Origin of the sequence: Paucibacter sp. TC2R-5 (genome assembly GCF_025717605.1) — a bacterium.
In the GTDB taxonomy this organism is placed as follows: Bacteria; Pseudomonadota; Gammaproteobacteria; order Burkholderiales; family Burkholderiaceae_C; genus Paucibacter_A; species Paucibacter_A albus.
Genome location: NZ_JAJIRQ010000005.1, coordinates 170,194 through 186,801, shown reverse-complemented (window position 1 = coordinate 186,801; position 16,608 = coordinate 170,194). Strand labels below are relative to the sequence as shown.

Annotated in this window: 15 protein-coding genes; 8 read left to right on the top strand and 7 right to left on the bottom strand. The window is 64.5% G+C overall.

All coding sequences use genetic code 11. The annotated features are described in order from the left end of the window. Nucleotides 1-36 precede the first annotated feature (36 nt). Genes LNV08_RS13475 through LNV08_RS13450 form a run of 6 tightly spaced genes read left to right on the top strand, consistent with a single transcriptional unit; the run spans nt 37 to nt 6,271 of the window. On the top strand, nt 37-3,045 hold the full coding sequence (locus tag LNV08_RS13475) for a monovalent cation/H+ antiporter subunit A (RefSeq protein WP_263534232.1): 3,009 nt from the start codon (nt 37-39) through the stop codon (nt 3,043-3,045). Further along, complete coding sequence (locus LNV08_RS13470; RefSeq protein ID WP_263534231.1) at nt 3,045-3,410, top strand: Na+/H+ antiporter subunit C; 366 nt, start codon at nt 3,045-3,047, stop codon at nt 3,408-3,410. Before LNV08_RS13475 ends, LNV08_RS13470 begins: the two co-directional genes overlap by 1 nt. Further along, nucleotides 3,407-5,146, top strand: coding sequence for a monovalent cation/H+ antiporter subunit D (locus tag LNV08_RS13465; protein WP_318014123.1), 1,740 nt, complete (start codon nt 3,407-3,409; stop codon nt 5,144-5,146). Before LNV08_RS13470 ends, LNV08_RS13465 begins: the two co-directional genes overlap by 4 nt. Further along, on the top strand, nt 5,143-5,646 hold the full coding sequence (locus tag LNV08_RS13460) for a Na+/H+ antiporter subunit E (protein ID WP_263534230.1): 504 nt from the start codon (nt 5,143-5,145) through the stop codon (nt 5,644-5,646). The genes LNV08_RS13465 and LNV08_RS13460 overlap by 4 nt, the downstream gene beginning before the upstream one ends. After that, nucleotides 5,643-5,921 carry a K+/H+ antiporter subunit F gene (locus tag LNV08_RS13455; protein WP_263534229.1) on the top strand — a complete coding sequence of 93 codons (279 nt, stop codon included), beginning with the start codon at nt 5,643-5,645 and terminating at the stop codon, nt 5,919-5,921. The genes LNV08_RS13460 and LNV08_RS13455 overlap by 4 nt, the downstream gene beginning before the upstream one ends. Continuing rightward, nucleotides 5,918-6,271 carry a Na+/H+ antiporter subunit G gene (locus LNV08_RS13450; protein WP_263534228.1) on the top strand — a complete coding sequence of 118 codons (354 nt, stop codon included), beginning with the start codon at nt 5,918-5,920 and terminating at the stop codon, nt 6,269-6,271. Before LNV08_RS13455 ends, LNV08_RS13450 begins: the two co-directional genes overlap by 4 nt. A 9-nt stretch (nt 6,272-6,280) precedes the next feature. Here the strand turns inward: LNV08_RS13450 and LNV08_RS13445 are convergent, their stop codons facing one another. Genes LNV08_RS13445 through LNV08_RS13425 form a run of 5 tightly spaced genes read right to left on the bottom strand, consistent with a single transcriptional unit; the run spans nt 6,281 to nt 12,081 of the window. After that, complete coding sequence (locus tag LNV08_RS13445; protein WP_263534227.1) at nt 6,281-7,945, bottom strand: alpha/beta hydrolase; 1,665 nt, start codon at nt 7,943-7,945, stop codon at nt 6,281-6,283. Then, nucleotides 7,946-8,659, bottom strand: coding sequence for a general secretion pathway protein GspB (locus LNV08_RS13440; RefSeq protein WP_263534226.1), 714 nt, complete (start codon nt 8,657-8,659; stop codon nt 7,946-7,948). Between the two features lie 12 nt (nt 8,660-8,671). Further along, the gene (locus LNV08_RS13435) at nt 8,672-10,426 is read right to left on the bottom strand and encodes an ExeA family protein (protein ID WP_263534225.1); all 1,755 of its coding nucleotides are present in this window, start codon (nt 10,424-10,426) and stop codon (nt 8,672-8,674) included. 56 nt (nt 10,427-10,482) lie between these two features. Then, a complete protein-coding gene (locus LNV08_RS13430; protein WP_263534224.1) occupies nt 10,483-11,442 on the bottom strand; it encodes a DMT family transporter in 960 nt (319 codons plus the stop codon). Between the two features lie 12 nt (nt 11,443-11,454). Next, nucleotides 11,455-12,081 carry a LysE/ArgO family amino acid transporter gene (locus LNV08_RS13425; RefSeq protein ID WP_263534223.1) on the bottom strand — a complete coding sequence of 209 codons (627 nt, stop codon included), beginning with the start codon at nt 12,079-12,081 and terminating at the stop codon, nt 11,455-11,457. A 99-nt stretch (nt 12,082-12,180) separates the two neighbouring features. Between LNV08_RS13425 and LNV08_RS13420 the strand changes: the two genes are divergently transcribed. Both LNV08_RS13420 and LNV08_RS13415 read left to right on the top strand, forming a co-directional pair. Next, nucleotides 12,181-13,080, top strand: a complete 900-nt coding sequence (locus LNV08_RS13420; protein WP_263534222.1) for a LysR family transcriptional regulator ArgP — start codon at nt 12,181-12,183, stop codon at nt 13,078-13,080. Between the two features lie 233 nt (nt 13,081-13,313). After that, nucleotides 13,314-14,141, top strand: a complete 828-nt coding sequence (locus LNV08_RS13415; protein WP_263534221.1) for a hypothetical protein — start codon at nt 13,314-13,316, stop codon at nt 14,139-14,141. On the opposite strand, the gene LNV08_RS13410 is transcribed toward LNV08_RS13415, so the two are convergent. Further along, nucleotides 14,142-15,275 carry a lactonase family protein gene (locus LNV08_RS13410; RefSeq protein WP_263534220.1) on the bottom strand — a complete coding sequence of 378 codons (1,134 nt, stop codon included), beginning with the start codon at nt 15,273-15,275 and terminating at the stop codon, nt 14,142-14,144. Nucleotides 15,276-15,299: 24 nt separating this feature from the next. After that, entirely contained in the window at nt 15,300-16,547 is a 1,248-nt protein-coding gene (locus tag LNV08_RS13405) for a DUF5009 domain-containing protein (RefSeq protein WP_263534219.1), read from the bottom strand. Nucleotides 16,548-16,608 lie beyond the last annotated feature (61 nt).

Below are 16,608 nucleotides of genomic sequence, written 5' to 3'. Positions count from 1 at the left end.
GCCTCGCCCGAACAAGCCAGAAGTTCCAGATTGCCAATGGCAAACCAAGTAACGAATTACCTGTACTTCTTCCAACAATTCGGCCTGATCAGCCTGGTGGCTTTGCCGTTTCTGGCCAGCTTGATCGCGGCGCTGCTGCCCAGCAATGCGCGTAATGCCGAATCGACCTTGGCCGGCCTCGTGGCACTGTTTTGCTTTGTGCAGGCGGCGTCCTACTTCCCCGAAGTCGCCGCCGGCGGCGTGATCCGGCAGGAGTTCGTCTGGCTGCCCTCGCTGGGACTGAACTTCGTCCTGCGCATGGACGGCTTTGCCTGGATGTTCTCGCTCTTGGTGCTGGGCATAGGCGCGCTGGTGGTGCTCTATGCGCGCTATTACATGTCACCCAGCGACCCGGTGCCGCGTTTCTTCTCCTTCTTGCTGGCCTTTATGGGCGCGATGAGCGGCGTCGTCATCTCCGGCAATCTGGTGCAACTGGTGCTGTTCTGGGAGCTGACCAGCCTGTTCTCGTTTCTCTTGATCGGCTACTGGCACCACCGCCGCGACGCGCGGCGCGGCGCGCGCATGGCGCTGACCGTCACCGGTGCGGGCGGCTTATGTCTGCTGGCCGGCGTCTTGCTGCTGGGGCATATCGTCGGCAGCTATGAGCTGGATGTGGTGTTGGCGTCGGGCGACTTGGTGCGCAAGCATCCGCTCTACCTCACGGCATTGATCCTGGTCTTGCTGGGCGCGCTGACCAAGAGCGCGCAGTTCCCGTTTCACTTCTGGCTGCCCAATGCAATGGCGGCACCGACGCCGGTCTCGGCCTATCTGCATTCGGCCACCATGGTCAAGGCGGGGGTGTTCTTGCTGGCTCGGCTGTGGCCGGTGCTGGCCGGCAGCGAGCAATGGTTCTGGATCGTCACTGGATGCGGGCTGATCACCTTGCTGCTGGGCGGCTTCGCGGCGATTTTTCAGCAGGATTTGAAGGGCGTGCTGGCCTACTCAACCATTTCGCATCTGGGCTTGATCACCACGCTGCTGGGTCTGAACAGCCCGCTGGCCGCCGTGGCTGCAGTCTTTCACATCATGAACCACGCCACCTTCAAGGCCTCGCTCTTCATGGCCGTGGGCATCATCGACCACGAAACCGGCACGCGCGATATGCGCCGCCTCAGTGGCTTGCGGCGAGCCATGCCGATCACCGCCACCCTGGCCATGGTGGCGAGCGCGGCGATGGCCGGCGTGCCGCTGTTGAACGGCTTTATCTCCAAAGAGATGTTCTTCACCGAGGCGGTGTTCGTCAGCAGCGTGCCCTGGTTTGATCTGCTGCTGCCTGTGGCGGCCGTGCTAGCCGGCATGTTCAGCGTGGCTTACTCGTTGCGTTTTTGTGTCGATGTGTTTTTCGGGCCGGACAGCAGTGCCGAGTTGCCGCGCCGTCCCCACGAGCCGCCGCACTGGATGCGTGTGCCGGTGGAGTTATTGGTGCTGGCCTGCCTGGCTGTCGGCACCCTGCCGCAGTGGACCATGCAGGCAGTGCTGGAGACGGCTGCCGCGCCTGTCGTGGGCAGCGCTCTGCCGGACTTTGATCTGGCCCTCTGGCATGGCTTCAACACGCCCTTGATCATGAGCTTGATCGCGCTGGCCGGAGGTATCGCGCTGTACTGGGTTTTGCGCGGCCCGCTCGCAAGTGGCCAGTTTACGCAGACACCGCTGCTGGGCCGGCTCAATGGCAAGCGCTTGTTCCAAACCGGCTTGGCAGGGCTGACCGCCGCCAGCCGCAGCCTGCTGCGCCTGATCAGCACGCGCCGGCTGCAGACGCAGTTGCTGCTCTTGCTGGGCCTGACGGTGCTCGCCGCTGTCTTGGCTGGCCAAGGCGGCATCACCCTGGGTGCGCGAGAGGCGCTGCCTTTCTCGCCCGGTTTCACCTTGCTCTGGCTGATAGGCGGCGCGGCCGCACTGGCCTGCACAAAGGCGGCCAAGTATCAACGCCTGACCGCGCTGGCCCTGATGGGCGTGGCGGGCTTATGCACGGTGATCACCTTCGCCCTGTTCTCGGCACCCGATTTGGCACTGACGCAGTTGGCCGTCGAGACCGTCACCACGGTGCTGATCCTGCTGGGCCTGCGCTGGTTGCCCAAACGGATCAGCTCGCTGGAGCGGGCCGGGCCCCAGGCCGAATCGTTGCCGGACCAGGCCCGCCGCCACAAGCTGCAAAGAGCACGCAAAAGAACGCGGCGCCTGCGCGACCTGAGCCTGGCCCTGGCGGCGGGCGCGGGCATGAGCGGCCTGTCCTACGCCATGATGACGCGCGAATTCCCGCAAAGCATTTCGACCTTTTTCCTGGAGCGCGCGCTGCCCGAGGGCTTCGGCACCAATGTGGTCAATGTGATGCTGGTGGACTTCCGCGGCCTAGACACCTTGGGCGAGATCACCGTGCTGGGCTGCGTGGCGCTGACCGTCTACGCGCTGCTGCGGCGCTTTCGCCCGGCGCCCGAGAGCATGGCGCTGCCGCACCAACAACTGCTGCTCGCACCCGACATTGCCACCGACCTGGTGCACGCCAACACCGCGACCAACTCGCCCAAAGACGGCGCCAGCGGCTACCTCCTGGTGCCGGCCGTGCTGGTGCGCCTTTTGCTGCCGGTAGCCTTGGTGATCGCGGTGCATTTGTTCATGCGGGGCCACAACCAGCCGGGCGGTGGCTTTGTGGCCGGCCTGGTCTTGTCGACGGCCTTCATCTTGCAATACATCGTCTCCGGCACCCAGTGGGTAGAGGCCCACCTGAGCCTGCGGCCGCAGCGCTGGATCGCGTTTGGCTTGCTAACGGCTTGCGCCACCGGGCTGGGCTCGCTGTTTTTCGGCTACCCCTTCTTGACCACCCACACCAGCCACCTGACGCTGCCGCTGCTGGGCGAGCTTCATATCGCCAGCGCCTTGTTCTATGACATCGGCGTGTTCACGCTGGTGGTCGGCGCTGTACTTTTGATCTTGACGGCGCTGGGTCACCAATCGGTGCGCGGCCACAAACGCGACACGCAGCACACAACAGCCGGGAGCAAGCGCTGATGGAAATCGTCCTGGCCCTGGCCATTGGCCTCTTGAGCGCCTGCGGCGTCTGGCTGCTGCTGCGCCCGCGCAGCTACCAAGTCATCATCGGTTTGAGCCTCTTGGGCTACGGCGTCAATCTCTTCATCTTCAGCATGGGGCGCTTGAGTCTGGACAAAGAGCCGGTCCTGAGCCCCGGCGTGGCGACCACCCTGCAAAACTACAGCGACCCGATGCCGCAGGCCTTGGTGCTGACGGCCATCGTCATCGGCTTCGCCATGAGCGCCCTGTTCCTGGTGGTGATGCTGGCGCAGCGGGGTTTTGTCGGCAATGACCATGTGGACGGCACCGCTGATGAGCTTGGCCCTCAGGATCCGCCTCCATGATGACGCTGCTGAGCGACTGGGCCTTGCTGGCCAATGCGGCGCTGATGCCCCATCTGACCATGGCGCCGATTTTGCTGCCCTTGATCGCGGCCTGCCTGCTCTTGCTGCTGGGCGACCGACGCCATCACCGCAAAGCCACATTGGCCTTGGCGGCGACCCTGGCCAATCTGGCCATCGCCTTGTTCTTGATGTTGGGCGTGCATATGGAAGCCGCTCAGCCCCATGCCTTCGGCGTTTACCTGCCGTCCAACTGGGATGTGCCCTTCGGCATCGTGCTGGTGCTGGACCATCTCTCGGCGCTGATGCTGGTGGTTGCAGCCGTCGTGGCCTTGATGGCCGTGCTGTTCTCGCTGGCCCGTTGGCACAAGGCTGGCGCGCATTTCCATGTGCTCTTGCAGCTTCAAATCATGGGCCTGAACGGCGCCTTTCTGACCGGCGATCTGTTCAATCTCTTTGTCTTCTTCGAGGTCATGCTAGCGGCTTCCTATGGACTGCTCCTGCATGGCAGCGGGCCGGCGCGGGTCAAGGCGGGCCTGCACTACCTCAGCATCAACTTGGTCGCGTCCTCGCTCTTTCTGGTCGGCGCTGCGCTGATTTACGGCGTCACGGGCACGCTGAATATGGCCGATCTGGCCGCGCGCATCCCCTTGGTGGCGGCGTCCGACCGGGCCTTGTTGCACGTGGGCTGCTCGATTCTGGCGCTGGCCTTTTTGGCCAAGGCGGCTTGCTGGCCTTTGAACTTTTGGTTAGCCCCCGCCTACACGGCCGCCAGCGCGCCGTCTGCCGCGGTATTTGCACTGCTGACCAAGGTTGGCGTCTATGTGCTGATGCGCCTGTCTACGCTGCTGTTCTCGGCCAGCGCCGGCGCCTCGGCGGGCTTTGGCCAGGGCTGGCTCTTGTGGGGCGGCATGGCCACGCTGAGTTTTGGCGCGATCGGCATGTTGAGCGCGCAGCGGCCCGCCCGCTTGGCCTCGTTTGCAGTCATCGTGTCCTCGGGCACCTTGATGGCCGTGCTGGGTTTTGCTCGGCCCGAGCTGAGCGCTGGCGCGCTCTACTACCTGCCCGTGTCGACCTTTGCGGTGGCGGCATTTTTCTTGTTGGCCGAGCTGATGGACCGCTCGCGCAACCCCAGCCCGCAAGCTCCGCGCGCGCCCGAGGACGAAGAAGACCACCTGCCCTTTGCGCTGGCCGAGCAGGAGCTGGCACGCGAGGGCAATCTGGACGAGGACGAAGAGCGCTTGGTGGGCCGCGCCATTCCGGCGGCCACGGCACTGCTGGGCCTGGCTTTTATCTGCTGCACGCTGCTGGTCGCCGGCCTGCCGCCCTTGGCCAGCTTTGTCGCCAAGTTTGCGATGCTGTCGGCGCTGTTGCAGACCAGCGCGGCGGCCGGGGGCATCGCCTCTTCGGCTTGGTTGTTCCTGAGCTTGCTGATCGCGGCCGGTTTGTTGGCCTTGATTGCCCTGTCACGCACCGGCATCCGGTTTTTCTGGACCCCGGTCGACCGCTGCCCGCCGAGCTTGCAGCTGTTCGAGTACGCGCCCATCGTGATGCTGATCGCCTTGTGCGGCGCGATGACTTGGCATGCCGAGGGCTTTCTGCGTTATGCCAACACCACCGCCGAGCTGCTGTACAGCCCACAGCGCTACATCGATGCGGTGCTGTCGGCCCGCCCCCTGCTCACACCGACCAACGCCGAGCGCCTGCGCGCGAGCACCCCGCCGGAGCCCCAACCATGAAGCCCAGTCTGTTCAGGCGCTGCGTGCCCGCGCCCTTGCTGAGTTTGGCCTTGATGGCCTTGTGGCTCTTGCTCAACGATGCCTTCAGTCTCGGAGCTTGGCTGATGGCCGTGCTGCTGGGTGTGGCGGCGCCACTGCTGACGGCCTCGCTGCGGTCCACGCCGGTCAGCCTCAAGCGGCCGGCGGTGGCCTGGCGCCTGTTTTGGCAGGTGGGCGCCGATGTGCTGATCTGGAATTGGCGAGTCTTGCGCGGCACGCTGGCGCGCCCGGGCAAGCTGCCACAAGGCGGCTTTGTGCGCGTGCCGCTGGAGCTGCGCGACCCGAATGGCCTGGCCGCCTTGGCCGTCATCATGTGCGTGATCCCGGGCACCATCTGGTCCGAATTGGCGCTGGACCGCAGCGCGCTGCTGGTGCATATGTTCGAACTGGAGAACGCGCAAGCGGAGATCGACTTGATCAAAACCCGCTACGAGCGCCCCCTGATGGAGATCTTCGAATGAGCGGCTTCTTGTTCCTGGCCATCACCGTTGCTTTGGCCTGTTATGTGACGGCCATGGCGCTGTGTTTTGTACGCATGATTCGGGGGCCCGCTTCACAGGACAGGATCTTGGCGCTGGATTTGATCTGCACCCTGGCCATGCTGATCATGCTGGTGCTGGCCATCAACTACCGCAGCGCGATGTATTTTGAAGCGGCGCTGCTGATCGCGCTGTTCGGCTTTGTAGGCTCCGCCGCCATGGCCAAGTTCTTGTTGCGCGGCGAGGTGATCGAATGATCAACGCCCTGCCTTGGTGGATTGAAGTACCGGTCGGTTTGCTGCTCCTGCTCAGCGGCGGCTTCGCCTTGGCGGCAGCCATTGGCGTGCTGCGCTTCAAGAGTTTTTTCATGCGCATGCACCCGCCGGCGCTGGCCTTCACGCTGGCGAGCTGGGCGGCCTCCTTGGCCACCATCCTCTATTTTTCGGCACTGGAGCAAGGCCTGGCCCTGCAGGCGTGGCTGATCATCATCTGCCTGTCACTGACGGTGCCGGTCACCACCATCATGCTGGCGCGCACCGCCTTGTTTCGCAGCCGCACCGGGCAGAGCAGCGAGGACGTCGTGCCGCCCGCGCTGGGTCAGCCTTAACGCTGCGCATCAGCGCCGCGCCGCAATCTTGTTCTTGAGCGCCTGCAATTGCTCTGGCGTCCAGCCGGGCGCGTCGGTCAGGCCGGCCCAGCCGTCCAGATAATGCTCAAAAGCATAGAGATGGCCATAGCCCAGCGGCGGCGTTGTGGCGAGCATCAAGTCAATCGTCAGCTGCAAAAACGTCACCACTGGCACCCAGACAAAATCCGGTGACACATCCGGCCCCAGCGGCGCTTGCAACCAGGCCGGACGGCGCCACAGCGCGCCGGGGTCGAAGAAGCTGACCGCGTCGCTCGCGTACTGCAAATAAATCACCCGGTAAGGTCCCCAAGCGGCCGGCGCCTGATTCAATCGGTTGACCTGCGCGGTAAAGCGAATCACCGAGCCATCGCGGAACTCGGGCAGCCAGGCCGGGGTGCCGGCCTTGCGCTGTGCGGTGACCAGGTTCCAGGTCTCACTGGCGAACGGTGGCCCGGCCCAGAAGGCGCCGGCGTAAGGGTCGCCAATCACCTGATGCAGGTCATGCGAGAGGTCGGAGTTGAGGCTACCCAGGCTCAGCCCGTGCAGATAGAGCTTGGGGCGTTTGTCGCGCGGCAGACTGCGCCAATGGTCGTAGACGGCGGTGAAGGTGGCGCGGGCGGTGTCGCGGCCCAGCTCGGGGTCGGCCAGCAAGGCCAGCCAGCTGGCCAGATAGGAATACTGCACCGACACGCTGGCCACATCGCCGCGCAGCAAATACTCCAGCGCTGTCTGGCTCTCGGGGTCGACCCAGCCGGTGCCCGTGGGCGTGACGATGACCAGGTTGCTGCGCTCAAACGCGCCGATTCGTTTGAGCTCGGCCAGCGCCAGTTGCGCGCGCGCCTCGACGGTGTCGGCCGAGTTCAGGCCGACGTAAACGCGCAGTGGTTCCTTGACTTGCGCGGCGCTGCTGTCCGTCATCTGTGCGATCGCGGCGCGATCCGGCCCGGCGGCGATGACGCGGCGGCCAGCCCGCCCTAAGTCCTCCCATTTCAACAAGGAGCCGGGTGCGCCGACCTTCAGCGGGTCGCTGGGGCGCGGGCTGCTGTCGTCTTCGATCAAGGCATCCAGGCGCCGGTAGGACGCGTCAAAAGCATGCATGCCGGCGCGCACCAGCACACCATTGCCGATCGAATAAAACAGCCAGGCGGTCAGGCCCAGCGCCGTCAACACGGCCACCGGCCCTGGCACCTGCCGCTTCAAGCGCGCTGCGATGCCCTGCTTGACCCAGTCAAAGGCGCGCCCAATCAGCAAGAGCAGGGCAAAGGTCAGCAGCGCCACGCCTGCGATCGTGAACGGGCCGGCGCTGTCTTGCGGCGCCAGCTGCATCAGGGCGCGCAGGCGGTTTTGCCATTCATTGGCGCGCCACAGCCCATAACTGATCGCCCCCAGGCACAGCAGCAGCGCCGGCGCGCGCCGCCAGATCATGGTTTCGGCGCGCGGCTCGGGCAGTTGCAACAGCCGCCACAAGGCTTGCACCAGCACCCCGATGCCGTAACCGGCCGCAAAGCACAGGCCGCTGAGCATGCCCTGCACGGCAGGATGGCGCGGCACCAGGCTGGGCGTCAAAGAGGCCGCGACAAAGAGCGTGCCCAGCAGCAGGCCAAGGACGGTGAAAGAGCGCAGCAGCGCTGACAAAGCTTGGCGCGCGCTCATTCAGTAGCTGATCCTAAAACGCTGACCCTTGAAGACCAGCACGGCGCTCTTCAGCTCGATGCGTTCCAGCAGCAGCTCGGGCGCGATCTGCTCGCCCTCGTGCAGCAGTTGGCCATTGACGATCAGCATGCGGTTGGCGGGCGTGTCGGAATACATCGCCCCGCTGGTGGCAATTGTGGGCAGCGCCTTGCGGGTCGCGTCGGGCAAATCAGCAAACTTGAGGATGGCCGGGGCGCTTGGGTTGGGCTGAGCAATTGGGCTGCTTGAGCTGATGGCAGGTGCCTGCACAGCGCTGCTTGGCGCGCCGCCGGCCAGCGGCTTGGCCGCCGGCAAAGGCTCGACCGCCGCCGGCGGCGGTGCCAACAAAACAGGCGTTAGCGGCGCGGGAGCTTGGCTTGCTAGCGTGGGTTTGGCGGCAATGGCGGCTGGCGGAGGCAGGGTCGCCGCCGGTGCGGGTGGGATTGCGACCGAGCCGGCCGGCGCCGAATCCGCAGCCCCCCAGCGCGCAGCCCAAGCCCCCAGCAGCAAGAGCAAGACCACGGCAGCAGCGGCCAGAGCCCAGCGCAGGGCCGGCGGCCAATCAGCAGCTACCGTGCCGGAGCGGCCCGGCCTGCCGCCGGCATGCTCATGTTCTGCATGGCTGTGCAAGGTAGGCACGCTGCCGCGCTCCCGCTCGGAGTCGGCTTTGCGCAAGGCGTCAAGAATATAGGACATAGCGCTTTCTTCTTACGGTGCCGCAGTGGCGGTTTGCAAGGCCTTGCCGCCTTTCAGATGGGGCTCGGGCAAGCCGGCTGCTTCGCCGCTTGCCGCCACACGGCTGAGCAGCATCAAGGTGACGGGGCCTAGTTGGCCGTCGCTGCGCAAGCCTTGCGAGCGTTGAAATGCTGCCAGCCTTGCTCGCATCGCCGCATCCAGGCGGAAAGGTCCGGCGGCCGGCGTGCCGCCAAAGACCTTGGCCAATTGGGTATTCACCCAGGCCAGTAATTCCCCACCGCCGTCCTTGGCCGGGTAGCCGGGCGGAGCGCGCCATAGCAGGGCAAATTCTCCGCGCCATTGCGTGCTCAAGTTCGGCAGGCTGATGCGCTGGGTCTGCTCCCCCAGTCGCACGGTCGCGTACTGATCGTCCAACTTGGTCAAGACAACGTAAAAAGCTTTGCCGGCATCATCGCGCAGACTCAGGATGCTGGGGCGGTCGAGCAGGCGCAAGAGGCTCAGTCCACCGTCGCTATCGCTCTTGTGGCTGGCGCCGCTGCGATAGCAAAAAACCTGCTGCTTTGCCAAGGCTTGGCAGGGCTCGATTTCTGCGGCCTCAAGTTGCCAACTGCGCGCAAGCTCTTGCCAGGCTTGAGCTTCGCTGCGCAAACCCAGGCTGCTGGTCAGGCTTTCGGTCAGCTCAATTTTTTGCACCTGCTGTGCAGCACCGCTCATTGGGGCCGAGGCGGCAAGAGCCGCTTTTGCCGCTTGAGCCGCTTGACCCGGCATTGCCTTGGGCGGCATGGCCGCCTGCCCCTTGCCTGGAAGGCTAGACGGCAAAAACGAAGCTTTGCCAAACCAGGCAAAGATCATTGCGGTCGCAAGCAGGCCGGCGCCGCCCAATGTCCAGCGCAGGCGCTTCAGCCCTGCGCTGGGCGCCTTGGCGCTCAAGTCCTGCGGGCCAAAGACTTCGGCGGCGGCACGGTCCACGGTCTTGCGGTCAACGCTGCGCTGATCCTGCGAATAGGCGCCCAGCAGCGCGCGGTCGCACAGCAAATTGATACGCCTGGGCACGCCGCGTGACAGCTGGTAGATGCGCTGCAGTGCCTTGGGCTCGAAGGGCAAGGCGGCGCTGAAGCCGGCCACGCCCAGGCGGTGCCGCACATAGTGCTCGGTTTCCGCCTCGGACAGCGCCGGTAAATGAAAGCGCGCGATCACGCGCTGCGACAACTGCTCCAACTCGGGCGCCGCCAACATATCGCGCAGCTCGGGCTGGCCGATCAAGATGATCTGCAAGAGCTTGCGCTCGTTGGTCTCCAGATTGGTCAGCAAGCGCAGCTGCTCCAAGACCTCGGGCGAGAGGTTTTGCGCCTCGTCGATGATCAACACATTGTTCTGCCCGACCGCATGGGTGGTGAGCAAAAACTCGTTGATGGCGTCTACAAAAGGCTTGACCGAGACCAAGGCGGAGCCGTCCTCGGGCAGAGCCTGCCGGTGCTGAATCCCGTACTCCTCGCAAACGGTGCGCAGCAGCTCGGCCACCGACAACTTGGGGTTGAAGATGTAGGCGACATTGCAGCGCTTCGGGATCTGCCCCAGGAAGGCACGGCAAACCGTGGTCTTGCCGGCGCCGATCTCACCCGTCAGCAACACAAAACCGCCGCCGCCACGCAGGCCGTACAGCAGATGAGCCAGAGCCTCCCGGTGCCGCTCGCTCATATAGAGATAGCGCGGGTCGGGGGCAATCGAGAAGGGCTCTTGCTTCAGGCCAAAAAAATTCGCGTACATGGTGTGGGCATGGGCCCGGAGCTACCTGGTTGGGGCTTGATGGTAACGGCTGCGGATTACTTTGCTTGATGCCGCCGCAAGGCCCACACCACCCCGGCCAACAAGAAGGCAATCCCAAGCAGCGTCAAAGGCGGCGGCAGCTGGCCGCGCAGCATGAAAGCATAGGCCAGCGCAGCCAGCGACTCAAACACGATCAGCTGCCCCACCAGGGAAGTGGGCAGGCGCTGGCTGGCCTCGTTCCAGCACAAGGTCCCCAACCAGGAGGAAAACAGGCCGACCGCCAACATCAGCCCGAGATAGGGCAAGGGACGCGGCCCAAGCGGCAGTTCGAAGCCGGCCGGCAACAAGGGCCAGCCCAGGCCTTGCGCGCCGTACAGCAGCAAGACGCCCCCTAAGGCCACCGGCAGCGTCATCAAGCCCTGCGCGGTGGCCCAGGCGCGCGGGCTGGCCTGGGGGTGGGCCAAGAGCCAATCGGCGTTGCGGATCGGGTACCAGGTCCAGCAAGCGACGGCGGCCACCGCCAGCAGGGCACCCAGCAGGTAACGGTGCAAGTAATGGTGCAGGTCTGCGTCCCGGCTCTGAAGTAGCGCGTCAAGCTCGGATTGATTGACTGCCGCAATGCCGGCCGCGATCAAGAGCAGCGAAGGCGCCAGCTTGAGCCAGGGTAGAGCCTGATGACTACGCAGATTGGCGATGATGGCGATCACCACCGGCAAGGTGCCGATGATGACGGTGGGCAGCGGCCCGCCCGCCATTTGAATTGCGGCGGACAGGCAGAGGTAGTAGATGAAATTGCCGATCAGGCTGAGCTTGAGCGCCTGCAGCCAATCGACCGGGCGCAGCTCGGCCAAGCGGCTGCGGTCCAACAGGCCCAAGGGCAGCGCAATCAAACCAAAGGCCAAATAGCGACCTACGGTCAGCATCAAGGGCGGGTAGTCTCCCAACATCAGCGGAGCCACAAAAACCAGCCCCCACATCAAGCCGGCCGCGAGCGCAAAAACAATTCCTGTCCACATGCGGGCAGTGTCTCAGGTCTGAAAGATCAGCATCGCCGCCAGCGCCAACATCGTCAGGCCAATCAGGGCGTCAAGGATCTGCCATGCGCGTGGCCGCGCGAACCAAGGTGCCAGCCAGCGCGCGCCGAAGCCCAGCAGCGCAAACCAGAGCAGGCTGCCGCTAGCTGCGCCGGCCATAAAGGCCAGGCGCAAGGCCGTTGGCTGCTGCGCACCGACCGAGCCGACCAGCATCACCGTGTCCAGATAGACATGCGGATTGAGCAAGGTGAAGCCGGCCAACTGCAGCAAGGCTTGACGCAGGCTCAGGCTGGGGCCTTGCGCGGCATGCAGGTCGGCGCCGGGCCGGCGCGCCCGCCAAAGCGCCCGCGCGCCATAGCAGCTCAGAAACAGGGCGCCCGCCCAGCTGATCAAGCGGGTCAGCAAGGGCTGGCCATTGATCAAGGCGGCCAGGCCGAAAACGCCCGCCGCCATCAACAAGGCATCGGTCAAGCCGCAAGCCAGCACGATGACCGTCACATGCTCACGCCGCAGGCCTTGGCGCAGCACAAAAGCGTTCTGCGCGCCGATGGCAACGATCAAGGAGGCGCCCAACAACAGGCCCTGAGAGTAGCTATTGAAAGCTGTCGAGTCGATATTCATGCCGCGCAGCATCGCCGATAGTGCCCCGAGGGCGCCAGTTAGACTTGCTGATGCCGCATCAGCGCTGCTGAATCCACTCCCCTTTGCCCGCACAGCCTCATGCTTGACTACTCCTTATTGGCCGCCATCGCGGCCGTGGTGCGCGAAGGTAGCTTTGAGCGCGCAGCGCGCGCCTTGCACCTGTCGCCCTCGGCAGTGTCACAACGCGTCAAGCTACTGGAAGAACGCTTGGGCCAGGTCTTGGTGGTGCGCGGCTCGCCCTGCGTGGCGACCGAGGCGGGCCGGCATTTATGCCGTCATGTCGAGCAGGTTGGCATGCTGGAGCAAGATCTCGTCGGCGCAATGCCGGCGCTGGCACCCGACGGCCTTGGCCGCGTGACGCTGCGTCTGGCCGTCAACGCCGACAGCTTGGCGACCTGGTTTTTACCTGCCGCCAGCGCCTTTGCCGACAGCGAAGCGGCCTTGCTGGACTTGAGCATTGAGGATCAGGCCCATACGGCCGAGCGCCTGCGCAGCGGTGAGGTGCTGGCGGCGGTGACGGACCTGGTCGAACCCGTGCAAGGCTGCCGCAGCCTGCCGCTGGGCGCCATGCGCTACCTGGCCACCGCCAGCCCTGCGTTTGTAAAGCGTTACTTCCCGGCCGGCGTGACGGCCCAGGCCTTGAGCCTGGCGCCCTGCCTGCGCTTCAGCCAGCAGGACCGCTTGCAAGCGCGCTGGGTCGAACAACAGCTCGGGCAAGACCTGACCCTAGCGACTCATGGCCTGCCCTCCTCCCAAGCTTTTGTGGACGCCACGGTCGCCGGGCTGGGCTGGGGCATGAACCCGGCCAGCTCGGTCGCGCAAGCGCTGGCCGAGGGCCGCTTGCAGCCCTTGCTGCCGCAAGCGCCTTTGATGCTGCCGCTGTATTGGCAATACACGCGCCAGCAACTGCCCATGTTGGAGAGGCTAACTCAAGCGGTCTTGGCGGCGGCACGCGATGGATTGGAGTCGCTCGACTGAATTTCGGCAAGGCTGCGCTTGGACAAAAAACTTCTACATGCCAGCCTGCATGGCCGGGGCTGTAACAGCTCACGCTGGAACCCTGCTCCCTCGACCTGCTATTGGCCGCGATAGAGCGGCATATGTCCGGTTCGCCGGAATAGGGCCGAGTGATTGATCTTGGTGGCATCCAATATCGCAAACAGTGCGTCAAGGCACTTGGCGCCAAAGCACTAGCGTGCGAATATGACGCCATGATGACGATCAGCGTTTCAACTTGGTGGTCTCTGCTGTGCGCCGTGGCCTTGTTCAATATCGCCGCTTGGATGATGTCTTCGCTGGCACTGCACAAGCGGCAAGCATTGTTGCCGCCCAAGGCCTACTCGATGCGCCGCCTGCAACTGCTGCTGTCGGCCGGCTATGTGCTGGGTTGCGCCTTCCGCTCAGCGCTGCCGGTGTTCGACGTGCCGCGCCTGTGCCTGCTGGACACCTGGTTGTCCAGCGTGGTGGTGGGGCGGTCGGTGGCCACCATCGCTGAACTGTGCTTTGTGGCGCAATGGGCCTTGCTCCTGCACGAGGTGTCAAGCAATGCCGGGAGCCGGACAGGCAAGCTGGCTGCGCTGGCCATCGTACCCATGATTGCCGTGGCCGAGACCTTCTCTTGGTACTCGGTGCTGACCACCTCGAACATCGGCCATGTGGTGGAGGAGTCGCTCTGGGGTTTGAGTGCCGCCTTGCTGGTGCTCAGCCTGACTTTGATCTGGCCACGCTTGACCACCAAGCAGCGCCCGCTGCTGGCCGCTTGGTGCTTGATCGGCGTGGCCTATGTGGTGTTTATGTTCATGGTCGATGTGCCCATGTATTGGTCGCGCTGGCTGGCCGATGAAGCGAGCGGCCGGGCCTACCTCAGCGTCACGCAAGGGTTCGCTGACGTCGCTGGGCGCTGGACCGTGTCGCACCGCCAGCAAGACTGGCAAAGCGAGATGGTCTGGATGACGGCTTACTTCAGCGTGGCCGTCTGGCTCAGCATTGCGCTGGTGCACGCGCCGGTGGTGCAGCCAAAGGCCGAGCAGCAGGCCTGATCAAACCGCCACAAAGCAGATCGCCGCAGGGCTGCCGACCGCCACATACTGGCCGGTGAAAGCCAGCCCGCCATCGCCCGACTGCACCGCAAAGACAGCCAGATGGTCGCTGCGCTGATTGCACACGTATAAAAAGCGCCCGCTAGGATCAAAGGCGAAGCTGCGCGGGTAAGAGCCCCGCGTCCATTCATGCCCCCTCAGGGCAAGCGAGCCATCCGGCGCGAGCGCAAAAATGGCGATCGAATCATGCAGGCGGTTCAAGCAATAGAGGAAGCGCCCATCGGCGCTGAAGCGCAAGTCCGAGGCGAAGCTGCTGCCCTTGAAGCCCTCCGGCAAACTGCTGACTTCCGCCAGCGTGCTCAGCCGGCCCGTCTGGGCGTCGAAATGCAGGCAAGCCAGCGTCGATGCTTCCTCGTTCAAGACATAGCAAAGCTCGGCACACTGCGGGTGAAAGGCAAAGTGGCGCGGGCCGGCGCCGCTGGACGCGCGCCAGCTTTGGGGCGCCGTCAACTGGCCGCTGGCCGCGTCAAAGCGCCAGCTGATCATGAGGTCCAGGCCCAGATCACTGACCAGCAAAAAGCGCCCACTGGGGTCGAGCTGAGCCATATGCGCATGCGGGCCGCCGTCATGGCCGCTGATTGCAAAGCTGCCGGGCGCAGCCAGCGCCGCCGGCTGCGACGCGCTTGAAGCGGCGCCGAACAGCTCGGCATGGCGGCTGACGGTCAAGGGCTCGTTCAAGCTGCCGTCCGCCGCCACCGGCAACACGGCAACCGAACCGCCGCCGTAATTGGCCGCAAAAACGAAACGCTGATCACAGGACAGGCTGAGATGCGCCGGCGCGGCGCCGCCCGAACTGACGCTTTGCTTCAAGGTGAGCGCCCCGCTCTTGCCCTCACGCGCATAGGCCGTCAGCTGGCCGCAGCCGCCGGCTGCGCCGTCGAACTCATTCGCAACATACAGCCGCGTGCCGTCGGCCGCCGGGCATAACCAGCTCGGGTTGGGCGGGCCGGCATGCAGACCCAAGGGCCACAGCGCGCCGTCAATCGGATCTTGGGAAAAGCTGTACAACCCTTGGCCATTGGGGCTGTAGCTGCCGACGTAAGCATGAACATTCGCGTTAGGTTTCACAGACATATTCTCGGTTCAGGCGGCTATGCGTCAGATGCGCAGCCGAACACCGCGCAGCGCCAGCTGCTTGACCAGCAAGGCCACCGCGACCGCATACACCATGCCAAATGCTATGCCCACCGCGCCGGTGCGCAAGGCCAGCGGGAGTTCCCAATGCGCCAGATTCAATAGCGCGCCGATCACAAAGGGGAGCAAATAAGCCACCAGCGGATTGGCCGCCACCGGCTCCAAAAAGCTGGGCGCCAGCGTACGGCCGAGCACATCGATCCACCCGTACAGCGCCGAGAAGATCAACACGCTTGCCGCGGCGCTGTAAAGCGCCCAACTCGGCGTGGCGTAAATTTTCGAGATCTTGAACTCGGGGCGAAGCCAGGTGGCGGCCAGCGCCAGCGCCAAAGCAAAGACCAGGGCCATGGCGAAACGCATGGCCGGGCCCTTGTTGCCACGCCCGTCGCCATGGCCGCTGCTGCTCCGGTCAAAGTACAACATCGCCGTCGTGCAGCCGCTCAGCACCAGCGCGGCGTGGCTGAAGTGACCGTCCTGACTGAACAGCAAGCTCAGCAAGACCTGACCCTGCACCGCCGGCGCGCGGTGCAGGGCGAAGTAAGCGACACAAAAAGCGATGCAGGCCAGCAAGCCCAACACGCGGCCACGGCAAAGCTGAAAACAGGCACAGCCGATCAGATAAGCCCAACCGATCAGCCCCAGGATGCCCCACCACTGCGGCGTCATCCCGTCCTGCCCGGTCGGCCCGCCCCGGTAGAGCAGCGCCAGAGCCACAAACAAGCCCACGCCCGCCCAGCGCCAAGCAAGCCCCAAGGCCGGGCCGCCGCTCAGCGAACCCCAGACAAGGAAGGCTGCGACATAGCAAAGCAAGCCCCAAATCTGAATCGGCAGCAACATCGAAGCCGCGTGAAAACCGCCCTCGGCATTGACCATGAAGAGGCCAATCACCACCAGGCCCAATGCTCGTTGCGCCACCTGCCCTTGCACCCGCCAGACCGTGTCGCCCTTGTCAAAGCGCTGCTGCAAGGCAAAGGGAATCGACATGCCGACAATGAACAAAAAGGCCGGAAAGACGGCATCGACAAAACTCATCGCATCCGCATCGGCCGGCATATGGCCCATCCACTGCGGCAGCCCGATCACGCCATGCCATTGGTTGACGGTGATCATCACCAACACCGTCAAGGCTCTGAAGGCATCGATCGAATTGATGCGGCCGGCTTGCACCTTCAACCAGGGTGCTGCCGATGGAGTTGTTGTTTTCGAAGTCATGGCCGGGGCCGATTTTGGGGAGTAGTTGTTGGCGCAAGCCAAAGACATCACGAGCGCCACT

Excerpts from the sequence above, each read along its gene's own strand:
- LNV08_RS13475 (WP_263534232.1), top strand. The coding sequence starts at position 37 with ATGGCAAACCAAGTAACGAATTACCTGTACTTCTTCCAACAATTCGGC.
- LNV08_RS13470 (WP_263534231.1), top strand. The coding sequence starts at position 3,045 with ATGGAAATCGTCCTGGCCCTGGCCATTGGCCTCTTGAGCGCCTGCGGC.
- LNV08_RS13465 (WP_318014123.1), top strand. The coding sequence starts at position 3,407 with ATGATGACGCTGCTGAGCGACTGGGCCTTGCTGGCCAATGCGGCGCTG.
- LNV08_RS13460 (WP_263534230.1), top strand. The coding sequence starts at position 5,143 with ATGAAGCCCAGTCTGTTCAGGCGCTGCGTGCCCGCGCCCTTGCTGAGT.
- LNV08_RS13455 (WP_263534229.1), top strand. The coding sequence starts at position 5,643 with ATGAGCGGCTTCTTGTTCCTGGCCATCACCGTTGCTTTGGCCTGTTAT.
- LNV08_RS13450 (WP_263534228.1), top strand. The coding sequence starts at position 5,918 with ATGATCAACGCCCTGCCTTGGTGGATTGAAGTACCGGTCGGTTTGCTG.
- LNV08_RS13445 (WP_263534227.1), bottom strand. The coding sequence starts at position 7,945 with ATGAGCGCGCGCCAAGCTTTGTCAGCGCTGCTGCGCTCTTTCACCGTC.
- LNV08_RS13440 (WP_263534226.1), bottom strand. The coding sequence starts at position 8,659 with ATGTCCTATATTCTTGACGCCTTGCGCAAAGCCGACTCCGAGCGGGAG.
- LNV08_RS13435 (WP_263534225.1), bottom strand. The coding sequence starts at position 10,426 with ATGTACGCGAATTTTTTTGGCCTGAAGCAAGAGCCCTTCTCGATTGCC.
- LNV08_RS13430 (WP_263534224.1), bottom strand. The coding sequence starts at position 11,442 with ATGTGGACAGGAATTGTTTTTGCGCTCGCGGCCGGCTTGATGTGGGGG.
- LNV08_RS13425 (WP_263534223.1), bottom strand. The coding sequence starts at position 12,081 with ATGAATATCGACTCGACAGCTTTCAATAGCTACTCTCAGGGCCTGTTG.
- LNV08_RS13420 (WP_263534222.1), top strand. The coding sequence starts at position 12,181 with ATGCTTGACTACTCCTTATTGGCCGCCATCGCGGCCGTGGTGCGCGAA.
- LNV08_RS13415 (WP_263534221.1), top strand. The coding sequence starts at position 13,314 with ATGATGACGATCAGCGTTTCAACTTGGTGGTCTCTGCTGTGCGCCGTG.
- LNV08_RS13410 (WP_263534220.1), bottom strand. The coding sequence starts at position 15,275 with ATGTCTGTGAAACCTAACGCGAATGTTCATGCTTACGTCGGCAGCTAC.
- LNV08_RS13405 (WP_263534219.1), bottom strand. The coding sequence starts at position 16,547 with ATGACTTCGAAAACAACAACTCCATCGGCAGCACCCTGGTTGAAGGTG.